Origin of the sequence: Halolamina sp. C58 (assembly GCF_051195095.1) — an archaeon.
Lineage (GTDB): Archaea > Halobacteriota > Halobacteria > Halobacteriales > Haloferacaceae > Halolamina.
Genome location: NZ_JBNTJY010000002.1, coordinates 13,707 through 32,976, shown reverse-complemented (window position 1 = coordinate 32,976; position 19,270 = coordinate 13,707). Strand labels below are relative to the sequence as shown.

At 69.5% G+C, this 19,270-nt stretch carries 23 protein-coding genes; 10 read left to right on the top strand and 13 right to left on the bottom strand.

The window, feature by feature from the left end; translation table 11 throughout:
* Nucleotides 1-34: 34 nt before the first annotated feature.
* Nucleotides 35-778, bottom strand: coding sequence for a DUF7117 family protein (locus ACQUSM_RS10565; protein WP_435118393.1), 744 nt, complete (start codon nucleotides 776-778; stop codon nucleotides 35-37).
* A gap of 211 nt (nucleotides 779-989) precedes the next feature.
* Here ACQUSM_RS10565 and ACQUSM_RS10560 point away from each other — a divergent pair, with 211 nt between their 5' ends.
* The 4 genes from ACQUSM_RS10560 to ACQUSM_RS10545 all read left to right on the top strand — a co-directional run bounded on the left by ACQUSM_RS10560 (nucleotide 990) and on the right by ACQUSM_RS10545 (nucleotide 3,202).
* A complete protein-coding gene (locus ACQUSM_RS10560) occupies nucleotides 990-1,418 on the top strand; it encodes a DUF7528 family protein (protein ID WP_435119691.1) in 429 nt (142 codons plus the stop codon).
* Between the two features lie 63 nt (nucleotides 1,419-1,481).
* Nucleotides 1,482-2,396, top strand: coding sequence for a DUF1028 domain-containing protein (locus tag ACQUSM_RS10555; RefSeq protein ID WP_435118392.1), 915 nt, complete (start codon nucleotides 1,482-1,484; stop codon nucleotides 2,394-2,396).
* Between the two features lie 72 nt (nucleotides 2,397-2,468).
* Nucleotides 2,469-2,615 (top strand): hypothetical protein, encoded by a 147-nt coding sequence (locus ACQUSM_RS10550; RefSeq protein ID WP_202594678.1) that lies wholly within the window; start codon nucleotides 2,469-2,471, stop codon nucleotides 2,613-2,615.
* A 308-nt stretch (nucleotides 2,616-2,923) separates the two neighbouring features.
* Complete coding sequence (locus ACQUSM_RS10545; protein WP_435118389.1) at nucleotides 2,924-3,202, top strand: PadR family transcriptional regulator; 279 nt, start codon at nucleotides 2,924-2,926, stop codon at nucleotides 3,200-3,202.
* Here the strand turns inward: ACQUSM_RS10545 and ACQUSM_RS10540 are convergent.
* The gene (locus ACQUSM_RS10540) at nucleotides 3,199-4,377 is read right to left on the bottom strand and encodes an AI-2E family transporter (RefSeq protein WP_435118387.1); all 1,179 of its coding nucleotides are present in this window, start codon (nucleotides 4,375-4,377) and stop codon (nucleotides 3,199-3,201) included. The genes ACQUSM_RS10545 and ACQUSM_RS10540 overlap by 4 nt on opposite strands.
* A 99-nt stretch (nucleotides 4,378-4,476) precedes the next feature.
* On the opposite strand from ACQUSM_RS10540, the gene ACQUSM_RS10535 reads away from it, so the two are divergent.
* Together ACQUSM_RS10535 and ACQUSM_RS10530 are read left to right on the top strand one after the other, a co-directional pair.
* Nucleotides 4,477-5,778: an MgtC/SapB family protein gene (locus tag ACQUSM_RS10535; protein ID WP_435118386.1), complete on the top strand. Its 1,302-nt coding sequence runs from the start codon at nucleotides 4,477-4,479 to the stop codon at nucleotides 5,776-5,778.
* 42 nt (nucleotides 5,779-5,820) lie between these two features.
* Entirely contained in the window at nucleotides 5,821-7,158 is a 1,338-nt protein-coding gene (locus tag ACQUSM_RS10530; RefSeq protein WP_435118384.1) for an aspartate aminotransferase family protein, read from the top strand.
* 173 nt (nucleotides 7,159-7,331) lie between these two features.
* Here ACQUSM_RS10530 and ACQUSM_RS10525 read toward each other — a convergent pair whose 3' ends face one another.
* Nucleotides 7,332-7,652, bottom strand: coding sequence for a hypothetical protein (locus ACQUSM_RS10525; protein ID WP_435118383.1), 321 nt, complete (start codon nucleotides 7,650-7,652; stop codon nucleotides 7,332-7,334).
* 131 nt (nucleotides 7,653-7,783) lie between these two features.
* Here ACQUSM_RS10525 and ACQUSM_RS10520 point away from each other — a divergent pair, with 131 nt between their 5' ends.
* The gene (locus ACQUSM_RS10520; RefSeq protein WP_435118381.1) at nucleotides 7,784-8,725 is read left to right on the top strand and encodes an A/G-specific adenine glycosylase; all 942 of its coding nucleotides are present in this window, start codon (nucleotides 7,784-7,786) and stop codon (nucleotides 8,723-8,725) included.
* Nucleotides 8,726-8,757: 32 nt separating this feature from the next.
* Here the strand turns inward: ACQUSM_RS10520 and ACQUSM_RS10515 are convergent, their stop codons facing one another.
* The 5 genes from ACQUSM_RS10515 to ACQUSM_RS10495 all read right to left on the bottom strand — a co-directional run bounded on the left by ACQUSM_RS10515 (nucleotide 8,758) and on the right by ACQUSM_RS10495 (nucleotide 12,897).
* Entirely contained in the window at nucleotides 8,758-9,423 is a 666-nt protein-coding gene (locus ACQUSM_RS10515; RefSeq protein WP_435118379.1) for a rhomboid family intramembrane serine protease, read from the bottom strand.
* Nucleotides 9,424-9,430: 7 nt separating this feature from the next.
* Nucleotides 9,431-9,943, bottom strand: coding sequence for a hypothetical protein (locus ACQUSM_RS10510; RefSeq protein WP_435118377.1), 513 nt, complete (start codon nucleotides 9,941-9,943; stop codon nucleotides 9,431-9,433).
* Nucleotides 9,944-9,989: 46 nt separating this feature from the next.
* Nucleotides 9,990-10,433: a histone acetyltransferase gene (locus tag ACQUSM_RS10505; protein ID WP_435118376.1), complete on the bottom strand. Its 444-nt coding sequence runs from the start codon at nucleotides 10,431-10,433 to the stop codon at nucleotides 9,990-9,992.
* Complete coding sequence (locus ACQUSM_RS10500; RefSeq protein ID WP_435118374.1) at nucleotides 10,433-11,614, bottom strand: redox-regulated ATPase YchF; 1,182 nt, start codon at nucleotides 11,612-11,614, stop codon at nucleotides 10,433-10,435. The genes ACQUSM_RS10505 and ACQUSM_RS10500 overlap by 1 nt, the downstream gene beginning before the upstream one ends.
* Nucleotides 11,615-12,009: 395 nt before the next feature.
* Nucleotides 12,010-12,897 (bottom strand): polymer-forming cytoskeletal protein, encoded by an 888-nt coding sequence (locus ACQUSM_RS10495; protein ID WP_435118372.1) that lies wholly within the window; start codon nucleotides 12,895-12,897, stop codon nucleotides 12,010-12,012.
* 157 nt (nucleotides 12,898-13,054) lie between these two features.
* Here ACQUSM_RS10495 and ACQUSM_RS10490 point away from each other — a divergent pair, with 157 nt between their 5' ends.
* A complete protein-coding gene (locus ACQUSM_RS10490) occupies nucleotides 13,055-13,258 on the top strand; it encodes a DUF5800 family protein (RefSeq protein WP_435118370.1) in 204 nt (67 codons plus the stop codon).
* 4 nt (nucleotides 13,259-13,262) lie between these two features.
* On the opposite strand, the gene ACQUSM_RS10485 is transcribed toward ACQUSM_RS10490, so the two are convergent.
* Together ACQUSM_RS10485 and ACQUSM_RS10480 are read right to left on the bottom strand one after the other, a co-directional pair.
* Nucleotides 13,263-13,517, bottom strand: a complete 255-nt coding sequence (locus ACQUSM_RS10485; protein ID WP_435118368.1) for a hypothetical protein — start codon at nucleotides 13,515-13,517, stop codon at nucleotides 13,263-13,265.
* A 49-nt stretch (nucleotides 13,518-13,566) separates the two neighbouring features.
* A complete protein-coding gene (locus ACQUSM_RS10480; protein ID WP_435118366.1) occupies nucleotides 13,567-14,307 on the bottom strand; it encodes a ribonuclease H-like domain-containing protein in 741 nt (246 codons plus the stop codon).
* A 90-nt stretch (nucleotides 14,308-14,397) separates the two neighbouring features.
* Between ACQUSM_RS10480 and ACQUSM_RS10475 the strand changes: the two genes are divergently transcribed.
* Complete coding sequence (locus ACQUSM_RS10475; RefSeq protein ID WP_435118364.1) at nucleotides 14,398-14,574, top strand: hypothetical protein; 177 nt, start codon at nucleotides 14,398-14,400, stop codon at nucleotides 14,572-14,574.
* Here ACQUSM_RS10475 and ACQUSM_RS10470 read toward each other — a convergent pair whose 3' ends face one another.
* Nucleotides 14,575-15,519: an NAD-dependent epimerase/dehydratase family protein gene (locus ACQUSM_RS10470; protein WP_435118362.1), complete on the bottom strand. Its 945-nt coding sequence runs from the start codon at nucleotides 15,517-15,519 to the stop codon at nucleotides 14,575-14,577.
* A gap of 179 nt (nucleotides 15,520-15,698) precedes the next feature.
* Between ACQUSM_RS10470 and ACQUSM_RS10465 the strand changes: the two genes are divergently transcribed.
* The gene (locus ACQUSM_RS10465; protein WP_435118360.1) at nucleotides 15,699-16,232 is read left to right on the top strand and encodes an Rrf2 family transcriptional regulator; all 534 of its coding nucleotides are present in this window, start codon (nucleotides 15,699-15,701) and stop codon (nucleotides 16,230-16,232) included.
* 24 nt (nucleotides 16,233-16,256) lie between these two features.
* On the opposite strand, the gene ACQUSM_RS10460 is transcribed toward ACQUSM_RS10465, so the two are convergent.
* Both ACQUSM_RS10460 and ligA read right to left on the bottom strand, forming a co-directional pair.
* Complete coding sequence (locus ACQUSM_RS10460; RefSeq protein ID WP_435118358.1) at nucleotides 16,257-17,036, bottom strand: MBL fold metallo-hydrolase; 780 nt, start codon at nucleotides 17,034-17,036, stop codon at nucleotides 16,257-16,259.
* A gap of 479 nt (nucleotides 17,037-17,515) precedes the next feature.
* Nucleotides 17,516-19,255, bottom strand: a complete 1,740-nt coding sequence (gene ligA, locus ACQUSM_RS10455; RefSeq protein WP_435118356.1) for an ATP-dependent DNA ligase LigA — start codon at nucleotides 19,253-19,255, stop codon at nucleotides 17,516-17,518.
* Nucleotides 19,256-19,270 lie beyond the last annotated feature (15 nt).

Below are 19,270 nucleotides of genomic sequence, written 5' to 3'. Positions count from 1 at the left end.
CAGATCACGGCGTGAGTGGTCGCGCCATCGGCCTTCAACTCTCGGCCAGCTCGTCGAGTCGCTGCCGCGCGGTCGCGAGTGCCGACTCATCGCCGTTCAGGTAGCGGTACAGGTCCCGACACGCCCGCACGAGCGACTCGACCGTCTCCGGCGGGAGATCGCCCTCCAGCGCGTCGAGTCGCTTCTCCTGATCGCGGATCCGGCCGAGCGTCCGGCGGGCGTCCTCGTCGGGCTCGTCGTCGAGGAAGGCGGCCACGTCGTCGCGGTAGGCTTCCACGGCCGCCGCGTACGCCAGTCCTCGGGCGGGCGCGAGCGAGTCGGGTACGTCCGCGGGCGCGGGGCGCTCGCCGGCGTCGGCGCCCTGGAGGAGGTCGAGCAGGTAGCGCTCGGCGGCCTCCCGGTCGGGCTCGTCGTACCCGGCGCCGAAGCGCGCGTCCCGGCGGTAGTCGGTGATCGCCGCGCGAAGCTCCCCGACCGCGAGGTACGTGTCGTCCAGCGCGAGCAGCTCGCCCCCGCGGAGGAACCCCCGTTTGCGGAGGTACGCTCGGCAGTCCGACGCCACGTCGTCGGCGATGTCGAGGAGCTCCTCGCCGTCCGCGAGCGCGGTCCGGTGGGGGGTGAGGTCGATCTCGGCGGGGCTGTCGGTGTGGCGCCGGCGTTCGTCCTCGACCGCGACGCTCCGGAGGCTCCCGCAGTCGGGACAGCTCGCCTCCCCCGTCTCGTAGTAGGACCAGCGCGTGCCGCAGTTCTTGCACTCGCGCTCGCCGCGGATCTTCATGTCCGACCGTGGAGGCGCCGGCGGCAAAACGACGGTGGTCGGGCGGCGTGGTCGTGTGTGAGTCCGCCCCGTCCACCCGTCACGGATAAGTGAGGACCAGTCCTACCATCGGGCACGATGTCCCACCCGACATCCGTCGAGGATAGAGGAAGCCGTCGACAGGCGGCTGATCGAGAAATCGGTCGGCGCTGAGGCCACCCGGGACGGCGAACTGGTTCTGTCGCTCCCCGACGGCGAGCACCGACTCTCCCGCGAGGCCGCGACGGCGTTGCGGGACGACCTGACCGCGGCGCTGACCGGGCGACGGGAGTTCGTTCGGACCGCCGGCGAGAACCGCCCGGACGGCAGCTACGTCGTCTCGCGCCGGGGCGCCGACTCCGCGGGCAACGCGAAGCAGTTCCGGGATTTCCGGACGATAACCACGCTGTACGAGCGGCTGCCCGAGCGGTTCGACGCGAGCGCGGTCGGGGCCGCCGCCGGCGACGACGCGGTGTCGGGGAGCCGCCGACACCTGCTCGTCCGGCACTTCGCCGAACACCCCGCCTTCGACTGCGAACTGGTCGCGGAGCAGCCCCTGACCGCGGAGAAGACCGGACACGACCGCCGGACACGGGCGACCGCGGCCGCGTCGACGGACTGATCGTCCCCCACTGCGGCTGCCGCGGCGTCAACGCTTTTCTCGCCGCCGACCGATCCATCGTCCATGACGTTCTCTATCGTGGCCACGGAGGACGATGCGATCGGGATCGCCGTCCAGTCGAAGTTCGTCAGCGTCGGCTCGGTCGTCCCGTTCGCGGACGCCGAGGCGGGCGCGATCGCGACGCAGAGCTTCGCGAACGTCGCCTACGGCGCGGACGGGCTCGACCACCTCCGAAACGGGCTGACCGCCGAGGAGACGATCGAGCGACTGACCGACGAAGACGACGAGGCCGAGCGCCGACAGGTCGGAATCGTCGGGGCGGACGGCTCCGTCGCCGGCTTCACGGGCGAGGACTGCTTCGACACCGCGCTCGACGTGCAGGGTGAGAACTACACCGCCCAGGGGAACATCCTCGAGAACGAGGAGACGATCCACGCGATGGCGGAGACGTTCGAGGAGGCCGACGGCGGCTTGCCCGAGCGGCTGCTCGCCGCGCTCCAGGCCGGCGACGAGGCCGGCGGCGACAGCCGCGGGAAGCAGGCCGCGGCGCTGTACGTCGTCAAGCCCGAGGGCGGCTACGACGGCGGCAACGATCGCTGGATCGACGTGCGCGTCGACGACCACGAGACGCCGATTCAGGAGTTGGAACGCGTGTTCAAGCTCTACGACGTGACGCTGCTGGCCCGGGAAGAGCCCGAGGACGTAACCGAACTGACTGGCGAGACCGCACAGGCGGTCGCCGACACGCTGGTCGATCTGGGCCACCTCGATGTCGAGGACGCCGAAACTGTCGCCGCGTTCGCCGAGCCCCAGCGCGAGGCGCTGGAGGCGTTCCGCGGGATGAACAACTTCGAGAACCACTCGCTGCCCGTCGTCGAGGACGCGCTGGCCCGCGGCTGGGACGACGCCGACGGCGAGGGCGAGGACCGAATGGTCGACGCGATCTGGCACGGGCTCCAGCGGCTGGACCGCAAGTAGCGGGAGCGGCGAGCCCGCGAGTCGCGACACCGCGCCGCCACGCCCAAGCGCCCGCGGGTCCTACGCCGGCCCATGCGTGACGAGTCCGAGATCCGTGAGCAGTACGAGTTCCTGCAGGAACAGCTCGACAGCGAGGAGATGAACCACGAGGGCGTCAGGGAGATGTTCACTTACTACAAGCGGGCGCTGGGGTGGGTGCTCGAGGAGGAACACATCTAGTGTCGGATTCGGGACAACGCTACGTTTAACCGAGGGGACGGCCAACGACCGATGACGCTTCGTCTGGAGGGCCGAAGCGTCAGCGGGGACCGTTTCGACGCCGGGCCCGGCCGGTTTTCTCGGCCCGCCCGGCGTTTTCGTTCTCACGTCAGTAGTCACGTCGCTCGACTCGTTCCCCGTGACGGATATGTCGACTCGCCGGATCGGACCCCCGTCACTCGATCGCCGGTGATCGGGCGTCAACGGCCGTGAACATGGAGATCTGCGTAATCTTTATCAGGTCTACGAAATAATTGGAAAGTAACACGATGTACGACCTCACCGGGTTCCAGCGCGATCTGCTGTACGTGATCGCGGGCGAGGGCGATCCACACGGGCTGGCGATCAAGGAGGAGCTGGAGGAGTACTACGAGTCGGAGATCCACCACGGGCGGCTCTACCCGAACCTCGACACGCTGGTCGAGAAGGGGCTCGTGGAGAAGGGCCAGCGCGACCGCCGGACCAACTACTACACGCTGACCCGCCGCGGGACCCGCGAGATCGAGGCTCGACGGGAGTGGGAGGAGCAGTACGTCGACCTCGACTAACCCTCGCTCTCGGTCCCCAAGCCCGGTGTGTCGTCTTCGCCCTCCACGAACTCCCCCGTATCGACGGTGATGTAGCTCGGATCGACGGCGTACGGCTCGATCGGCTCCCCGGCGACGAGTTCGGGCAGGACGATGCGGGTGAAGTGGACGACGAACACCAGCAGCATCGGCATCAGGAAGATGCCGTACCAGCCGAACAGCAGCGGCCCCAGCGTGTACGCGAGCATCAGCGCGCCGACGTGGAGCGAGCGGCCGGAGACGTACGGTCGGAGCACCAGATCCGGGATCGTGTCGACGATCACGAACGACACCGCCGCGAAGGCGACGACGAACGCGAACCCGCCCGGCGTGCCAGCGAGCGCCGACTGGACCGACAGCACCAGCGCCACCGGGACGTAGACGAGCTTCATCCCGACGACGGGGATCAGGCTCGCGATGCCGGCGAGCATCCCCACCAGCGCGGGTGCCGGGATCGACCCGCCGGACGGCGCGAACACGTTCAGCACGGAGTAGGCGATCACGCCGATCGTGCCGGTCAGGATCGCGTTGAGGATGTTGCCGAAGAAGATCGAGTTGAAGTCCCGGTCGACCGCGCGGAAAAAGCTCCGGACGGTCCCCCGGTCGTCGTCGAAGTTCCGGACGAACCAGCGCGCGAGCCGGTGGTCCTCCCGCAGCAGGTAGAACGCCATCGCCAGCATCACGAACAGGTGGATGCCGGCGATGCCCAGCACCGCGACGGTGCCGAACGCCGACTCGACCGATCGGAGTAGTCCCGACAGCTCGGCCGACGTGAGCATCTCCACCATCCCGTCCTGCAGCAGGCTCTCCGGGTCGGCGATCCCGTCGAGCAGCGCCGGGTCGATGCCGAGCTGTTCGACGTCGATCGTGGTCGTCTGGGCGTAGCGGTCGAGCTCCTGGAGCACGATGGTGATCGCGTACGCCACCAGCGCCAGCGCCGGCAGCACGAGCGCGAACAGCGACACGGCGGCGGCGAGGCTGGGGCTGTCGAACGCGCGTCGGAGCTGCCGGTAGATCGGTCGCGTCGCGTAGTAGACGAAGAGGCCGAAGACGAACGTCCCGACGAAGGAGTAGGCGACGAACGCCAGCGCGCCAGCGAGCGCGAGGCCGAGCAGCCCCCACGCCAGTCGCCCCTTGTCGACCGCCGAGAACTCCATACCTCCCGAGGGGACCGGCGCGAGTATAAGCGTGTTCCCGGCCCGATCGGCTCGCGGGCCCGTAGACCTTTACGTGCCGGGTGCGGTACGTAGCGACCCATGCTGCCGCTGCAGGCCGACACGCTGTTCGCCGCCCCCCTCTCGGAGCCGGTGGTCAGGCTGACGATCGCCGGCGCGCTGGGGCTGTTTCTCGGCCTCGAACGCGAGTGGTCCGAGAAGTCGGCGGGCGTGCGGACGTTCTCGCTGTTGACGCTGTCGGGCGCGACGACGACGCTGCTGGCCGAGCGTGTCGCCGCCACCGGCGCGCTGGTGGCGGTCGGCGGCTTGCTCGTCCTGCTGTTGGGCGGGCTGCTCGCGGTCCGGGAGCTCCAGAGCGACAGCGCGGACGCCTCGCTCTCGCTGACCACCAGCGTCTCGATGTTCGTGGCCTACGGGATCGGCGCGCTCGTGGCGGGCGGGCTGGTGATCGAGGGGGTGACGGTGGCGGTGATCTCCTCGGCGCTGCTGGTGCTCAAACGGGAGCTCCACTCCTTCGCCGGCGGACTCGATCGCGCCGAACTGCGCTCCTCCACGGAGTTCGCCGTGCTCGCGTTCGTGATCTACCCGCTGCTGCCCGCCGAGGAGATGGATCTCTTCGGCGTCGGCTTCCCGCCCCGGGTCGCGTGGCTGATGGTCGTCACCGTCGCCGGGATCGGGATCGCGAACTACGCGCTGGTCCGGACTTACGGGGGGCGCGGCGTCGCGATCACGGGCTTTTTCGGCGGGCTGGCGTCGTCGACGGCGGTCGTGGGCTCGATGCTCGATCACGTCCGCCAGCGCGACTCGGTGACGGAGTACGCCGTCGCCGCGGTGCTGCTGGCCGACGCCGCGATGGCGGCGCGCAACCTCGGGATCGTCCTCTTTTTCACCCTCACCTCGGGGGTGCCCGTGCTCGTCGGGGCGGCGGCGCCGCTGGGCGCGCTGGTGCTCGCGAGCGTGGGCGCGGCCGCGCTGACCGCCGACTGGGACACGTCGCTCGACGTCGAGCTGGAGAGCCCGTTCTCGATGCGGAACGCGCTCACCTTCGGCGCGGTGTTCGCGGTGATCCTCGTCGGCTCGGCGTTCGCCCAGGCCCGCTTCGGCACCGCGGGGCTGTTCGTCAGCGCGGCGATCTCGGGGCTGGTCTCCTCGGCGGGCGCGACCACCTCGGCGACGCTGCTGTACATCGGTGGCGGCGTCGCCGGCGGCCCCGCCGTGATCGCCGTGCTGCTGGCGTCGGCGTCGAGCATCGCGGTCAAGGCCGGCCTCACCCTCTCCGGGCCGCGGCGGTTCGCCCGCTCGGTGGCGATCTGGTCGGTGCTGCTGCTGGCCGTCACCGCGGCGGTGGCGGGGGCGGCGATGCTGTTCGGGCCTGGGTTCTGAGCGGACCGCCAGCTTAACAACAGCCCCCCCGTTCCCTCAAGCATGGACCGGGATACCGCGGAGCCGGAGGTTAGCGACCTCCCCGGCGACCGAGCCACGGAGTGGGTCGACTACCACCACGAGTTCGCCGCACCGAGCACGTACGTCTACGAGTTCGTCTGGGATCACACCGCCCCCGCCGAGGGTCCGTTCTGTACCGACGTCGACGGCAACGTGCTGATGGACTTCACCAGCCACGTCGCCGCGGCGCCGCTGGGGTACAACAACCCCAAGATCACCGAGCCGCTCTCGGAGTTCGACCTGTTCGACCCGGTGAAGATCGCCGGACAGGACTTCTACGCCGCCGACGGCAAGCCGCCGGGCGAGGGGCTGCCCGGCGCCGCCGGCCTGATGGATCGCATCACCGCCACCGCCGAGGAGTTCGGCATGGACACCGTGTTCCTCTCGAACTCCGGCGCCGAGGCGGTCGAGAACGCGATGAAGATCTCCTACGACCACAACCCCCTCGGGAAGTACGCGCTCACCTTCGAGGGCGCGTTCCACGGCCGGACGCTGGGCGCGCTCTCGCTCAACCGCTCGAAGGAGGTGTACCGCCGTCGCTTCCCCGAGATCGCGTCGGTGCACGACTTCCCGTTCTGTTCGTGTGACGGCGCGCCCGAGAACTGCGAGTGCGGCTACTTCGCGGGCGGCACGTCCGCGCTGCGCTCCAAACTCGACCCGAAGACGGGCCACGTCAACCCCGAGGAGGTCGCGTTCCTGATCATGGAGCCGATCCAGGGCGAGGGCGGCTACCGCTTCCCCAGCGAGGCGTTCGCTCAGGACGTCGCCGATGTCACCGAGGAGCACGACATCACGCTGATCGCCGACGAGATTCAGTCCGGCCTCGGCCGCACCGGCGAGTGGTGGGCGTCCGAGCACTACCCCTACGACCCCGACGTGATCACCTCCGCGAAGGGGATGCGCGTCGGCGCGACGATCTCCGACAGCGAGACGTTCCCCGACGAGACGGGGCGGCTCTCCTCGACGTGGGGCGCCGGCGACATCGTCGCGGCCGCCCGCGGCGCGTTCACCATCGACGCCATCGCGGAGTACGACCTGCTCGACAACGCGGTCGAGCGCGGCCGGCAGTTCCAGGAGCTCCTCCGGGACGCCGACCTCGACGGCGTCACCAGCGTCCGCGGCAAGGGGCTGATGCTCGGCGTCGACTTCGAGTCGAAGGAGCTACGCGACGACATCGTCGACGCCGCCTTCCAGCGCGGCCTGCTGCTGCTCGCCTGCGGGCAGCAGACGATCCGCGTGCTGCCGCCGATGGACGTGACCGAACGCGAGATCGAACTCGGTGCGGAGCTGTTCGTCGACGCGATCGAAGCCGCGAACTGAGGCGGCCGTCGGGTTCCTCCGTTTCTGCCGTCACGGGCTGCGGATACTGTTCTCGCGTATCACCGCGAGCGACCGAAGGGAGCGAGCGGGCCAAGGAGGCCCCGAAGGGGCCGACGCAGGCTTTTGGTCGAGCTTTTGCAAGGGCCCTCCGGGGCCCGCAGCAAAAGGTCGAGCTACATGTTGTACCGTCGGTCCTCGTCGCGCTCGGGGTACTGATCGGCGCCGGTCATCTCCTCGTACGTCGCGCCCGCGAGGTACTCGTCGTACGTCACGTCGTAGCCGGTCCGCAGGTGGAAGTCGAGGTCGCCGCTGCTGACTGCCTGCTGGAACAGCGCGTGGATCCCCCGGCGGAGGAGCTCGTCGGCGTCGGTGCCCATCGCCGCCTGCAGCATCGCGAGTTCGTTCCGTGTTTCGGGGTCGAGCGCGACTTCGGTCTCCTCGCCCAGCGCGGCGTAGTTCGCGGTCACGTTCTCGTCGAGGTCGTCGAGGCTCATGCCCGACGGTTCGGCGGGAGGGGAATACGGCTTGTGGCTCGCACCCCGGCGACGGTCGGCCGGGGTGGGATCGCTCCTCTGTCCGGTCCCCGACCGCGCCGCTTTAGCGACGCCGGCCCTCACTCCCGTGCATGACCGACGCCGACGGCGGGACGAGCGCCGCCGACGCCCCTCTCCCTCCGGATCTGGATCTCGACGCCGTCCGCGAGGCGCTGATCGACTGGTACGAGGCCGACCACCGGCCGTTCCCGTGGCGGCAGACCGACGACCCCTACGAGATCCACGTTAGCGAGGTGATGAGCCAGCAGACTCAGTTGGACCGCATCATCTCGGCGTGGAGTGATTTCCGCGATCGGTGGCCGACCGTCGACGCCCTCGCCGACGCCGACCGCAGCGAGGTGGTGGCGTTCTGGACCGACCACTCGCTGGGCTACAACAACCGCGCGAAGTACCTCCACGAGGCCGCGAACCAGATCGTCGAGGAGTACGGCGGCGAGTACCCGGAGGAGCCCGGAGAGTTGGAGGAGCTGATGGGCGTCGGCCCGTACACCGCCAACGCGGTCGCGTCGTTCGCGTTCAACAACGGAAACGCGGTCGTGGACACGAACGTCGAGCGCGTCACCTACCGCGCGTTCGACGTGCCGGACGACGACGCGGCGTTCGAGGCGGCCGCCGGCGAACTGATGCCCGAGGGGGAGTCGCGGGTCTGGAACAACGCGATCATGGAGCTCGGCGGCGTCGCCTGCACGAAATCGCCCAACTGCGATGAGGCGGGCTGCCCGTGGCGCCGGTGGTGTCACGCCTACGAGACCGGCGACTTCACCGCGCCGGACGTGCCCGAGCAGCCGAGCTTCGAGGGCTCCCGCCGGCAGTTCCGCGGGCGGATCGTCCGCGTGCTGGGCGAGCACGACGCGGTCGCGGTCGACGATCTCGGCCATCGCATCCGGGTGGACTACACCCCCGACGGCGAGCACGGCCGGGAGTGGCTGGAGGGGATCCTCGACGACTTGGCCGACGAGGGGCTGGTCGCCGTCGAGACGGAGGACGGCGAGCGCGTCGCCCGGCTCCAGTAGCCAGCGGCCGATTCAGCGCGTGCGGCGGGGAGTTATCGACTGCCCGATCGAGGGTCACGCCCCGTCTCGACCAGCGCGTACCCGGCGCCGAGCACCATCCCCGTCAGGTGGGCGACGCCGGAGCTCTCCGGCACGACCGTCGACGTGCCGGCGAAGTCGTTCAGCAGTTGGATGGCGACGATCGCGACCGCGCCCGAGACCAGTCCGCGGCGCAGCGCCGGCGTCTCGACGGGGCCGCGACCCCGCGCCAGCGCCACGGCGGCGAACGCGGCGGTGGCCTGTGCCGCGCCGCTGGCGCCGACGACCCCGCCGCTGACGCCCGTGAGGACGTACTCGGCGACCTGGGCCAGTATCCCGGCGACGCCGGTGCCGGCGAGGAACGCAGCGTAGCGGCGCGCCCCGAGCGCGTGCTCGGCGATCGTCCCCCAGATCACCAGAAAGAGGAGGTTCGCGGCGAGGTGGTTCAGATCCGCGTGACTGAGCACCGCGAGCACCCACCCCGGCGAGGGCGACGCCCGCGCGACGAACCACGTCCCGAAGCGGTCCGCGCCGAACGCGGCCGCGAGCCGCGGAACGAGCGCGTGCCAGCAGACCAGCAGCGCGACGGCGCCCCACGTCACCGGGGCGCCGCCGAGCCAGACCCGCAGGTCCGCGGCGACCCGACGGGACGCGCGCTTCGGGTCGGGTTCGCGGGCCATGGTCGGGCTACTCGTCGTCGGTCGTCCCTGGATCCTGCCACAGCCCCCGTTCGGCGAAGAGCTCCTTCCCGCGCTCGTAGGCGCCGAAGCCGTAGAGCCGCGAGGGACAGAGCACGTAGCGCCGCTTCACGCCGCCCTCCGAGCGGTAGCGGATCACGAACCGCGGCCGCGTGAGGAGGGGAAGCCCGTACTCCGGTTCGACGCTCTCGACGGCGTCGTACTGGATGTTGATCTCCTTCTCGGGCTGCCCGCCGCGGAGGCGCGACCACGCGAGCCACGCGAGCAGCAGCCCCGCGCCGGCGCCCGAGAGCCACACGGGCAGCGTCCGGACCGCCAGCGCGACGCCGACGACGACCGCGAGGCCGAACAGCGCGACGCCCGCGCGCCGAACCGGGGGGATCTCCTCGTCGGTCAGCGCGTCGCGGAGCGTCCCCAGCGGGCTCCGCTCGCCGACCCGGATGCGGAGGCCGTCCTCCGCGACGATACAGCGGCCGTCCTTGGTGCGGAACTCGCCCACCACTGTGTGGTCGGTGGGAGAACGGCGGAATAGCGTTTTTGGGTCGCGCTCACTCCTCGGCGACTGCCTGACACCGCTGGACCCACTCGGTCCGGAACGTCTCGTCGCTCACCACGCGCCCGACGAGGTCCGCTGGCCGGCGAACGCCGGCGTCGACGCACCACCCGAGACACGTCCTGTAGATCCCCATCGAGAGCGTCTCCCTGTCGGGATCACGGACGACCGGCAGCGTCTCGGTCCCCGAAAGCACCGCTGCGAGTGCGCGCGTGTGCCCGTCCGCGAGCACGACTCGCCCCGGCTCGACCCGTTCGGGAGCGAGTCCGAGGTCCTCGACTGGGTGGAGGTACGGCAGCGGCTCGGGGTCGGGGTCGTCGGCGTCCCACCAGTCGAGCACGTCCCGGAGTTTCTCGCTGCTGACGAGCAGTTGGCTCGGCTGGAGGTCGGCGAGCAGCCGTCGTTCGAGGCCCCCGTTCTCGCTTCCGCCCCCGTTCATCAGGACGCGGTGGAGACGATCTTGATCACGTCGCCCTCTTCGAGCTCGTGGTCCTCGCCGATCCGCCGGCCCGCACGGGCGTCGACGGCGTGGACGTAGCCGTCACCGATGTCGGAGTGGACGGCGTAGGCGAGATCTTTCGGCGTCGACCCCTCGGGCAGCAGGAACGCGTCCGGGAGGACGGTCCCCGTCCCGTCGGTCCACTTCGACTCGTTCTGGACGGGGTAGGCGGTGATGCGGTCGAGCAGGCCGTAGACGGCCTCGTTCAGCGACTGCTGGACGCCGGTGCCGCCGTGGGCGGCCATCGTCTCCCGGATTTTCTCCAGCCCTTGCTCCTGCTTCTCGCTCACGTCGCCGACGATCTCGAACTCCTCGTCGCCGGGGTCGTAGTTCAGGATGCCCGCCTCGGCGCCGTTTCTGAGCGCGAGCTCGCCGTCGGCAGTGCAGGGGACGACGGGCTTGTCGGTCTCCCGCAGCGCCTCGACGTTCTCCTCGGGCGCGATGTCGATCTTGTTCGCGACGAGGACGATCGGCTTCGTTCGGGCGCGCAGGTCGCGGGCGAGCGTCTCGCGGTGCTCGTCGGTCCAGTCCCGGGGGTTGTCGGGGTACGCCATCCCCCGAAGTGTCGCGGTCACGTCGTACTCGTCGGCGCCGAACCCCGTCAGGAGCTCGTGCAGCGCCTCGTCGATGTCGAAGTCGGGCGAGCGGGACTTGCGCTCGACGGACTCCCAGTTGCGGTCGACGATGCCCGTGAGCCAGCGGTCCATCTCCTCCTCGACGAACGTGGCCTCCTCGGTCGGGTCGTACGTGCCGACTTCGACGGGTTCGCCCTCCTCGTCGGTCGCGCCGGCGGCGTCGACGACGTTCAGGATCACGTCGGCGTCGGTCAGCGCGTCGAGGAACTGGTTGCCCAGCCCGCGCCCCTCGTGAGCGCCGGGGACGAGCCCCGCCACGTCGAGCAGTTCGACCGGAACGTAGCGCTTCCCGTCGCGGCAGTTGTCGCTGTCACAGCGCTCGTCGCGATCGAGACAGGGGCACTCGGTGCGGACGTGGCTGACGCCGCGGTTCGGGTCGATGGTGGTGAACGGGTAGTTCCCCACGTCCACGTCGGCCATCGTGGCGGCCTTGAAGAACGTCGACTTGCCGGCGTTGGGTTTGCCGGCGAGCGCGACCGAGAGCATTTGGGTGTGGGTTCTCCGGACGGGAGGAACTGCCTTTCGGTCGATACTGCGAGTTCTGGGTTTGCGCTAGGGTTTCTACTGCTTCTGATCGGTTGTCGCTTTGAGTCGTCCGTCGAGTGTACAGGGCCAGCAACACCGTGAAAGCCCCTGTCGGCTCGACTCCCGGGACTCGCTGTGCTCCTCAGTCGCTTCGCTCCTTGCGGTGCTTACGTCGTCCGGGTTCGTCGAGCCGACAGCCCCTTTCAGTCCCGCCCGCCCGCACAGCCCACACACCTCCCCAGCCGACTCCTTCGGCGTCGCTACGCTCGCCTCAGTCGTCCCTCGCGCTGGTCGCGCCCACGAGGGGCGCTCCTGCTTCGCGCCGACAGCAACCGTGAACATCGGTCGTCGAAAACTCAGAAGTCCGGCGTCTGCTCCTGCGGGTTCTCCCCGGGTTCGGGCCCGTCGTCGGACTGCACCAACTGGATCTCGCCGTCGGCGCGCATCGTCCCCTCGACGTTCGCGCGCTCGTGGACCCGGAGGTCGCCGCAGGACACGTCGCCGCGGACGTTCGCGCCGGCGTCGATCGTGACGCGGCCGTCCCGGGTGCTCACGTCGCCGTGGATCACGCTCCCGGTGTGGAGATGCACGTCGCCGCGGGCGCGGACGCTGCCGAACAGCTCCGAGCGCTCGTCGATCGTCACCTCCGTCGCGCGGATGTTCCCGTGGAGCCGGCAGTCCGAGCCGATCGTCGCGGGCGTCGACACCCGCCACGCGTCGTCCGACACCGACGAGCCCCGCGGGATCACCAGCGGCGCCTGCTCGGCCTCGCCGCCGTCGGCGAGCGCGTACGCCAGATCGTCGGCGGCTTCCTCCTCGCCCAGCCGGAGCAGTTGGGAGAGCACGATGAAGTAGAACACCAGCGTCGGCATCGGGTTCCGGATCGTAATCCAGCCGTTGGCCTCGAACCCCTCCTCGATTTCCACGTCGTCGCCGATGTCGAGGTCGCCCGACACCATCAGCTGGCCGCCGATCCGCGCCCGTTCCCCCAAGTACGCGTCGTCGCCGACGAGCACGTCGCCGTCCACGTCGGTCCACATGTCCAGCCGACAGTCGTTCTCGGCCTCGATGTGGCCGCCGAAGCTGCTCCGTTCGCCGGCCGCGACCGAGCGACCGCGCACCCCGAACTCGACGGTGGACTGCCCACCGACCAGCACGTCACCGTCGGTGACGAGGTCGTGCTCCTCGACCACGGTGCCGCTGGGGATGGACAGTTCGTCGAGCGGGTCCTGACGGAGCGACATATACCCGAGGGATCGGTCTCCACACTTAAAAGGCTCCGTCAGACATAGCTCTGAATCCCGACAGGATTCCCGGCCATCCGGCCGCGTTCGGCGGTGAGGCCGCCGACGCTCGCTCCGGAAGCGTGGGGTTAACCCCGACGCGGTCGTACGTCGGCGCATGACCGCACTTTCGTTCGACGAGCAGGGCGTCGACGTCGTCTACGAGGGCACCGAGTTCCGGCTGGAGAAGGCGCTGATCGAGGAGGCGACCGAGAAGTCCTACCCGGACGTGACCGACCACGAGGTGCTCAAGATCGTCGAGGAGAACCCCAGCATCTCGGGGGAGCCCCGCCGGGTCGGCGACATCGTCCAGTCGATATAGGCCGTCAGCTCAGCCCGTACTCGTCGTGGTCCTCTTCCAGCCCGTCGGCCTCCGCGACGAGGTAGCCCATCAGCTCCTGGGCGCTCTCCGCGACGGTTTCGAGATCGTCGTCCGACTGCCCGGTTACCGACACCGACAGCTCCCGTAGCCCGAGATCGACCCGCGGGACGGTGCCGTCCTCTCCGGACGCGTCGGCCGAGCGCCGACGTGGCTCGCCGCCGGACGCGTCGCTGCTCTCGTCGCCGCCGTTCTCTCCCATATCCGCGGGACTCTGTCCGGTGGTACAAAAGTCTCCGGGAGCCGCCGACTCAGCCGTCCACGAAGGTCCGACGGTCGAGTCGTTCGGTCGCCTCGTCGGCCAGCGTCCGCAGATTGACGGCGTCCTCGCGGTTGTACGAGATCAGCGTCTCCAGCGAACCGTCCTCGCCGCGCTCGTGCTCCTTCCAGAGGCGGACCGCGTCGCGGCCGGAGATGTCCGGGCGCTCGCGTTCGATCCCGATCTCCTGCTCGATCGGTTTGAGCCCGCCCGAGAGCCCGAGTTTCTTACAGGTGTACATCAGGTCGAGGTGGGGCGTCTCCACGTCGAGGCCGAAGGACGTCTCGAGGAACGGCACGTCGAAGCGCTTCCCGTTGAACGTCACCAGCAGGTCGGCGTTCGCGAACTGCGCGCGGACGTTCTCGGCGGTCAGGTCGTCGCCGTTGACGAGCGTCGTCGTCTCGCCGTCGCGGTGGAACGAGACGGTCGTGACTTTGTTCCGATCGTGATCCAGCCCCGTGGTCTCGATGTCGAAGAAACACGCGCCCTCGCGGAAGTTCTCGTAGAGTCGCCAGCGCTCGCTGGAGGGGAACTGCTGGTCGAAGAAGGCGGCGTCGCCGGCGTCGAGCCGCGGGCGGGCCTCGTCGATGAACTCGTTGATCCGGTCGCCGGTCTTCCGACCGACCGCGCTCGGGTGGAAATCGTCCCAGTGGGTGATGTCGTCTTCCCAGAGCCGGCGTTCGGTCGTCTCGCCGACGCCGCGGACGGGGATGAAGGAGTTCTCGACGCGCATGGCTGGAGTGGGGCGGTTCCGGGTGATAAACTCGGCGCTCCGGGCGAGGAGGCGAAAGAACGAGGTGGCGACCGCGGGAAGCTGCGGGCCGTGAATCAGACAGTTTACCGACTCGGACTGTTGACGCTCCTCCTCGGCGGTTTCGTGTCACTCGGCGCGGCTACTACCGGTGGCGGCGTCGGCCTCCTGTTGCTCGGCCTCGGGTACCTCTTCGGGCTGATCGGCGTCCTCCAGCCCGACTCCTCCGGGCTGGCGGACAGCGAGTAGCTACTCCGTCAGCCGTTCGCGCTCGCTCTCGGTCTCCTTGTACGGTTCGCACACTCGACTTACTCCCTCCTCGAAGCTGATCTCGGGCTCCCAGCCCGTCTCCCGCTTGAACTTCGAGGGGTCGGCGTGGGTGTGGTAGACGTAGTTCTCCAGCGGGACGGGCTCGTAGACGGGCTCGACGTCGGTGCCGAGCTCCTCGTTGATCATGTCGACCATCTCGTTGAAGGTGTACGGATCACCGACGCCGAGGTTGTACACGCCGTCGAGCTCGTTCTCCGCGGCGAGTTCGAGCCCGCGGACGATGTCCTCGACGTGGGTGAAATCGCGGGTCTGGGTGCCGTCGCCCCAGAGCACCGGCGACTCGCCGTCGGCGATGGCGTCGGCGAACTGCGCGATCGTGTTGGCGTACTCCCCCTTGTGTTCCTCGTTGCCGCCGTACCCCTGATAGACCGAGAAGAAACGCATCCCCGCGAGGGTGAGATCGTGGAAGTCGGAGTAGTACTCCGCGTAGCGCTCCCGGCCCATCATCGACGCGTCGTACCCCGTCGACGCCTCGACGGGCATCTCCTCGCTGCAGGGCTCCTCCTGACTCCCGTAGATCGAGGAGGTGGAGGCGTAGACGAACGTCTCACACCCGTCGGCCATCGCCTGCTCGACGACGTTCACGAACCCCTCGATGTTGACGCGGGCGCCGTCCCGGGGGTTCTCCTCCAGCATCTCCCGGGAGGACAGCGCCGCGAGGTGGAACACGGCGTCCACGTCCGTCGGGAGGTCGTCGTCGAGCACGTCCGCCTCCGCGAAGATCACGTCGTCAGCGAGGTTCTCGGGCGTGCCGAGGTAGCAGTTGTCGAGCGCGATCACCTCGTTGTCCGCCGCGAGGTGGTTCGAGAGGTTCGAGCCGATGAACCCCGCGCCGCCGGTGACGAGCACGCGCTTGCCGTTCATGTCCGGGCCTCCACCCGGCGGCGGCAAAGGCCTGTCGTTCGGCGATACCCACATCCGTCCGGGCTGCGCCGGCCTTTTGAACGGATACAGCAGTTTTTCGTCGCATCCTTCCAGACTGTTTCCAGCGATTCCGGAGTGGGCCGCAGATTTATGTACTCCGGTGGGCAATCAGTCAACAAATGTCTTCGATAGAGCTGACAGCCAGCCAGCGTACGATTCTCAGGGCGCTCGTCAACCTCCACGGGGAGCAGGAGTCCGCAGTCAAGGGGGAGGCGATCGCCGAGGAGGTGGGCCGCAACCCCGGCACGATTCGCAACCAGATGCAGAGCCTGAAGGCGCTCCAGTTGGTCGAGGGCGTCCCTGGCCCGAAGGGCGGCTACAAGCCGACGACGAACGCGTTCGACGCGCTCGATGTCCAGCAGTTGGACGAGCCGGCGTCGGTGCCGCTGGTCCACGAGGGCGAGGAGCTCTCGGGCGTCAACGTCGAGGAGATCCGCCTCACGAGCGTTCACAACCCCGACCTCTGTCGGGCGGAGCTCCACCTGCGCGGCTCGGTCAAGGAGTTCCACGAGGGCGACGCCGTGCGCGCGGGCCCGACCCCGCTGTCGGCGCTGGTCGTCGAGGGCACCGTCGACGGGAAGGACACGACCGCGAACGTGGTGATCCTCCAGATCGAGTCGATGGAGGCGCCGTCCGGCGAGACCGGGCACTGAGCGGGCGGTTCGACTCTCGCTGTTCTACCGCGTCTGTTCGTCGAGTACTACCGGAATCCCGCGTTTCGCAACGTCTTTCGCGAACGCGCCGGAGTCGGCCTGCAGAATCTCGATGGTGTTGTAGTGGACCGGCAGCACGAGATCCGGCGCCATCCGCTCGGCGAGGTCGGCCGACTCTTCGGCGGTGCTGACGACGGTGCCGGCGATGTTCGCGAGGAACAGCGACGCCGAGAGCTCCGCGAACGCGTCCAGCGCGTCGCTGTCGCCGGGCCAGAACACGGACGTGCCGCCGAGCGAGAGCCGGTAGCCCACACCGAACCCTTTGGGGTGGCTCACGGTGCCGCCCGCGTCGGCCCGCGGGCCGTCGGGCTCGTTGTACGCCGGGACGGACCACACATCCGCACCACCGTCGACGCCGTCGACCGCGAGGTGGTCCTCCTCGCCGATCCGGACCACCTCGCCCGGGAGCTCCGAGAGCGGGTCCACGTCGCGGTCGATCCCCGACGGGTCGACGGCCTCGTAGACGACGACTGTCGTCTCCTCGTTCGCGACGCGGCGGATGCCGTCGGAGTCGTAGTGGTGGTCGTGGGTGACACAGACGAGATCGGCGTCTTGGGGACGGTGGTCGGTCGCCCGCGGATGGGCGGCCTCCGTGGGATTCCCGCCGCCGACGGGGGTCCAGTCGCCCGTGAGCACGCCGTAGCGGCCGGGGTCAAGGTAGGCGACGAAGCCGCCGGGCGTCTCGATGCGGGTGGTCGCGTAGCCGAGCCACGTGACGGCGAGGCCGTCGTGGTGTACGGTCATGGTCGTGAGTTGGCCGGGGCGGTCTTAGGGGTTTGTGGAGCGGTATTTTGGGTCGGTGGATCGATTTTCGGTGATTACCCCGACAGCAACGGCATCTCGATCGCTGACCACTTGTGACCGCAGGGTGCCGGGCACGAGGCCCGGCACAGACCGGAGTCCCCACCCCTCCCCCCGCGATCGGCGACGGTCGCCGATCGCGAGGCGTCCACCGCCACCGCACCGCGGTCGCGGTGGCGCGCGACGTGAGCAGGGCGGGACCGGAGGTCCCGCTGGCAGTGCGGGCGACGCGTGGGTCGCCCGCACGACGCCGACGGCGCGAACGAGCGCGCGAGGGATGACCGACCGTAGGGAGCGAATCGGTTGGGGAGGCGTGAGGGCTGTGCGGGGCGGTGCGGTCGCAAGTGGTCTACGAACGAGATGCTGTCGCTGTTGCAGTACCCAGTAAGCGAAACCGTCGACGCAAACGATCTCCGAATCGATCAGTCGTCCACCGACCCCGAATCCACACCCTCGGCCAACCGCTCCACACGCTCGACAGTATCCGCGTCTTCGGGCGACTTGTCCTCACGAACGCCGACGAACCGCGGGAACCGCAGCGCGTAGCCGGCGCCGTACGTCGGCGACGCCTGAATCTCCTCGTACCCCACCTCGAACACGACCTCGGGCCGGAACTCGACGGTCTGCCCGTCCTCGCGGACGACGTGGGGTTCGAGTAGCGCCGTCAGTTCGGCGAGCTCCTCGTCGGTGATCCCCGTCGCGACCTTCCCCACGGTCTCGTAGCCGTCGTCGCTCCCGACCGCGAGCAGGAACGTGCCGAACTCGTTCGCGCGGCGGCCTTCGCCCCACTCCGCACCGGTGACGACGCAGTCCAGCGTCTCCACGTCGGGCTTGCGCTTGAGCCAGTCCTGCCCGCGATCTCCGGGGGTGTACGCCGAGTCGGGTCGCTTGAGCATGATCCCCTCGTGGCCTGCTGAAAGCGCCTCTTGCTCGAACGCCTCGATCTCGTCGGCGTCGTCGCTGTACAGTACCTCGCTCGCGGCGTCGGGGAGCAGTTCGGTCAGTCGCGCGTGGCGCTCCCGGAACGGCGCGTCGAGCAAGTCCGCACCCTCGCTCCCCTCGCGCCCGTCGAGCAGGCAGTCGAACGCGTGGAGTTCGAGTTCGACCGCCTCGCGCATCTCCTCCACGTCGTGTTTCCGACGGAAGCGCCGGAGCACCTCCTGAAACGGCAGCGGCCCGCCGTCGTCGTCGACGGCCACGACCTCGCCGTCGAGGATCGCCGGCGCCGTGAGTCGCTCCGCCGCGAACTCCTGGATCTCGGGGAGCGCGTCGGTCACCTCCGAGGTGTTCCGGGAGTAGAGTCGGACCGTCGGATCGTCGGGCATCGGCTCGCGGTCGGCTGCCGGCGGCGCGATCCCGTCGGGGTGGTGGTGGAGTTGGACGCGTGCGCCGTCGAACTTGATCTCCGCGGCGACTTCCTCCCAGGACTCCAGCGCGCCGGTGACCGTGCCGGCCTGTGCGAGCATCGATTGGACGGGCCGGCCGACGGTGAGGCCCATCTCCCGGAGCCCCTCGTCGCCCTCGTCGCGGGCGATCCGGGCGACCCGGCCGTAGTCGTTGCTGACCTGCAGCGCGTCGGCGACGAGGCCGGCCTCGACCGCGAACGCTTCGGTGATCGCGTCGCGGACGGCGCCTTCGCCGACGCCGAGGCGCATCTCTCCGAGCACGAGCCGGGCGAGGTATCTCGCTTCCTCGTCGCTCACCCGGGAGAACAGCCCGAACAGCGTCGCGAGCTTGGTGTCCTCGCTGCCAGCCCCCTCGGCGGCGGCGACCTTCCGGAGCGCCTCGTCGACCTCGGCGAGCGTGGGGCCGTCGGTGTCCTCGTCGCCGCCCGCGAACGCGCCCAGTCCCTGCTGGCCGCCGAGGTTCAGCCCCTCGGCGACGGCGCCGATCTCCCCCTCGTCGGCGAGTCGCTCTTCCACGTCGTCGGCGGTGACGTTCGTGCCGGCGGCTTTCGCGAGCGCCTCGTAGCAGAGCGCGGGCCCCACGTCGAGCGTGCGGGCGTCCCAGCCGGGGAACACCCGGCCCTGGAGGAAGCGCGCGACGGTCTCGATCTCGTCGCCGGCGTCCCGGAGCAGCCCCGCGACCAGCGAGACGGTCTCGAGGTCGGCGGGCTCGGCCTCCAGTTCGGCGGCGCGGTCGGCGAAGGCGGCGAACTGCATCTGAGGGGGGTAGGA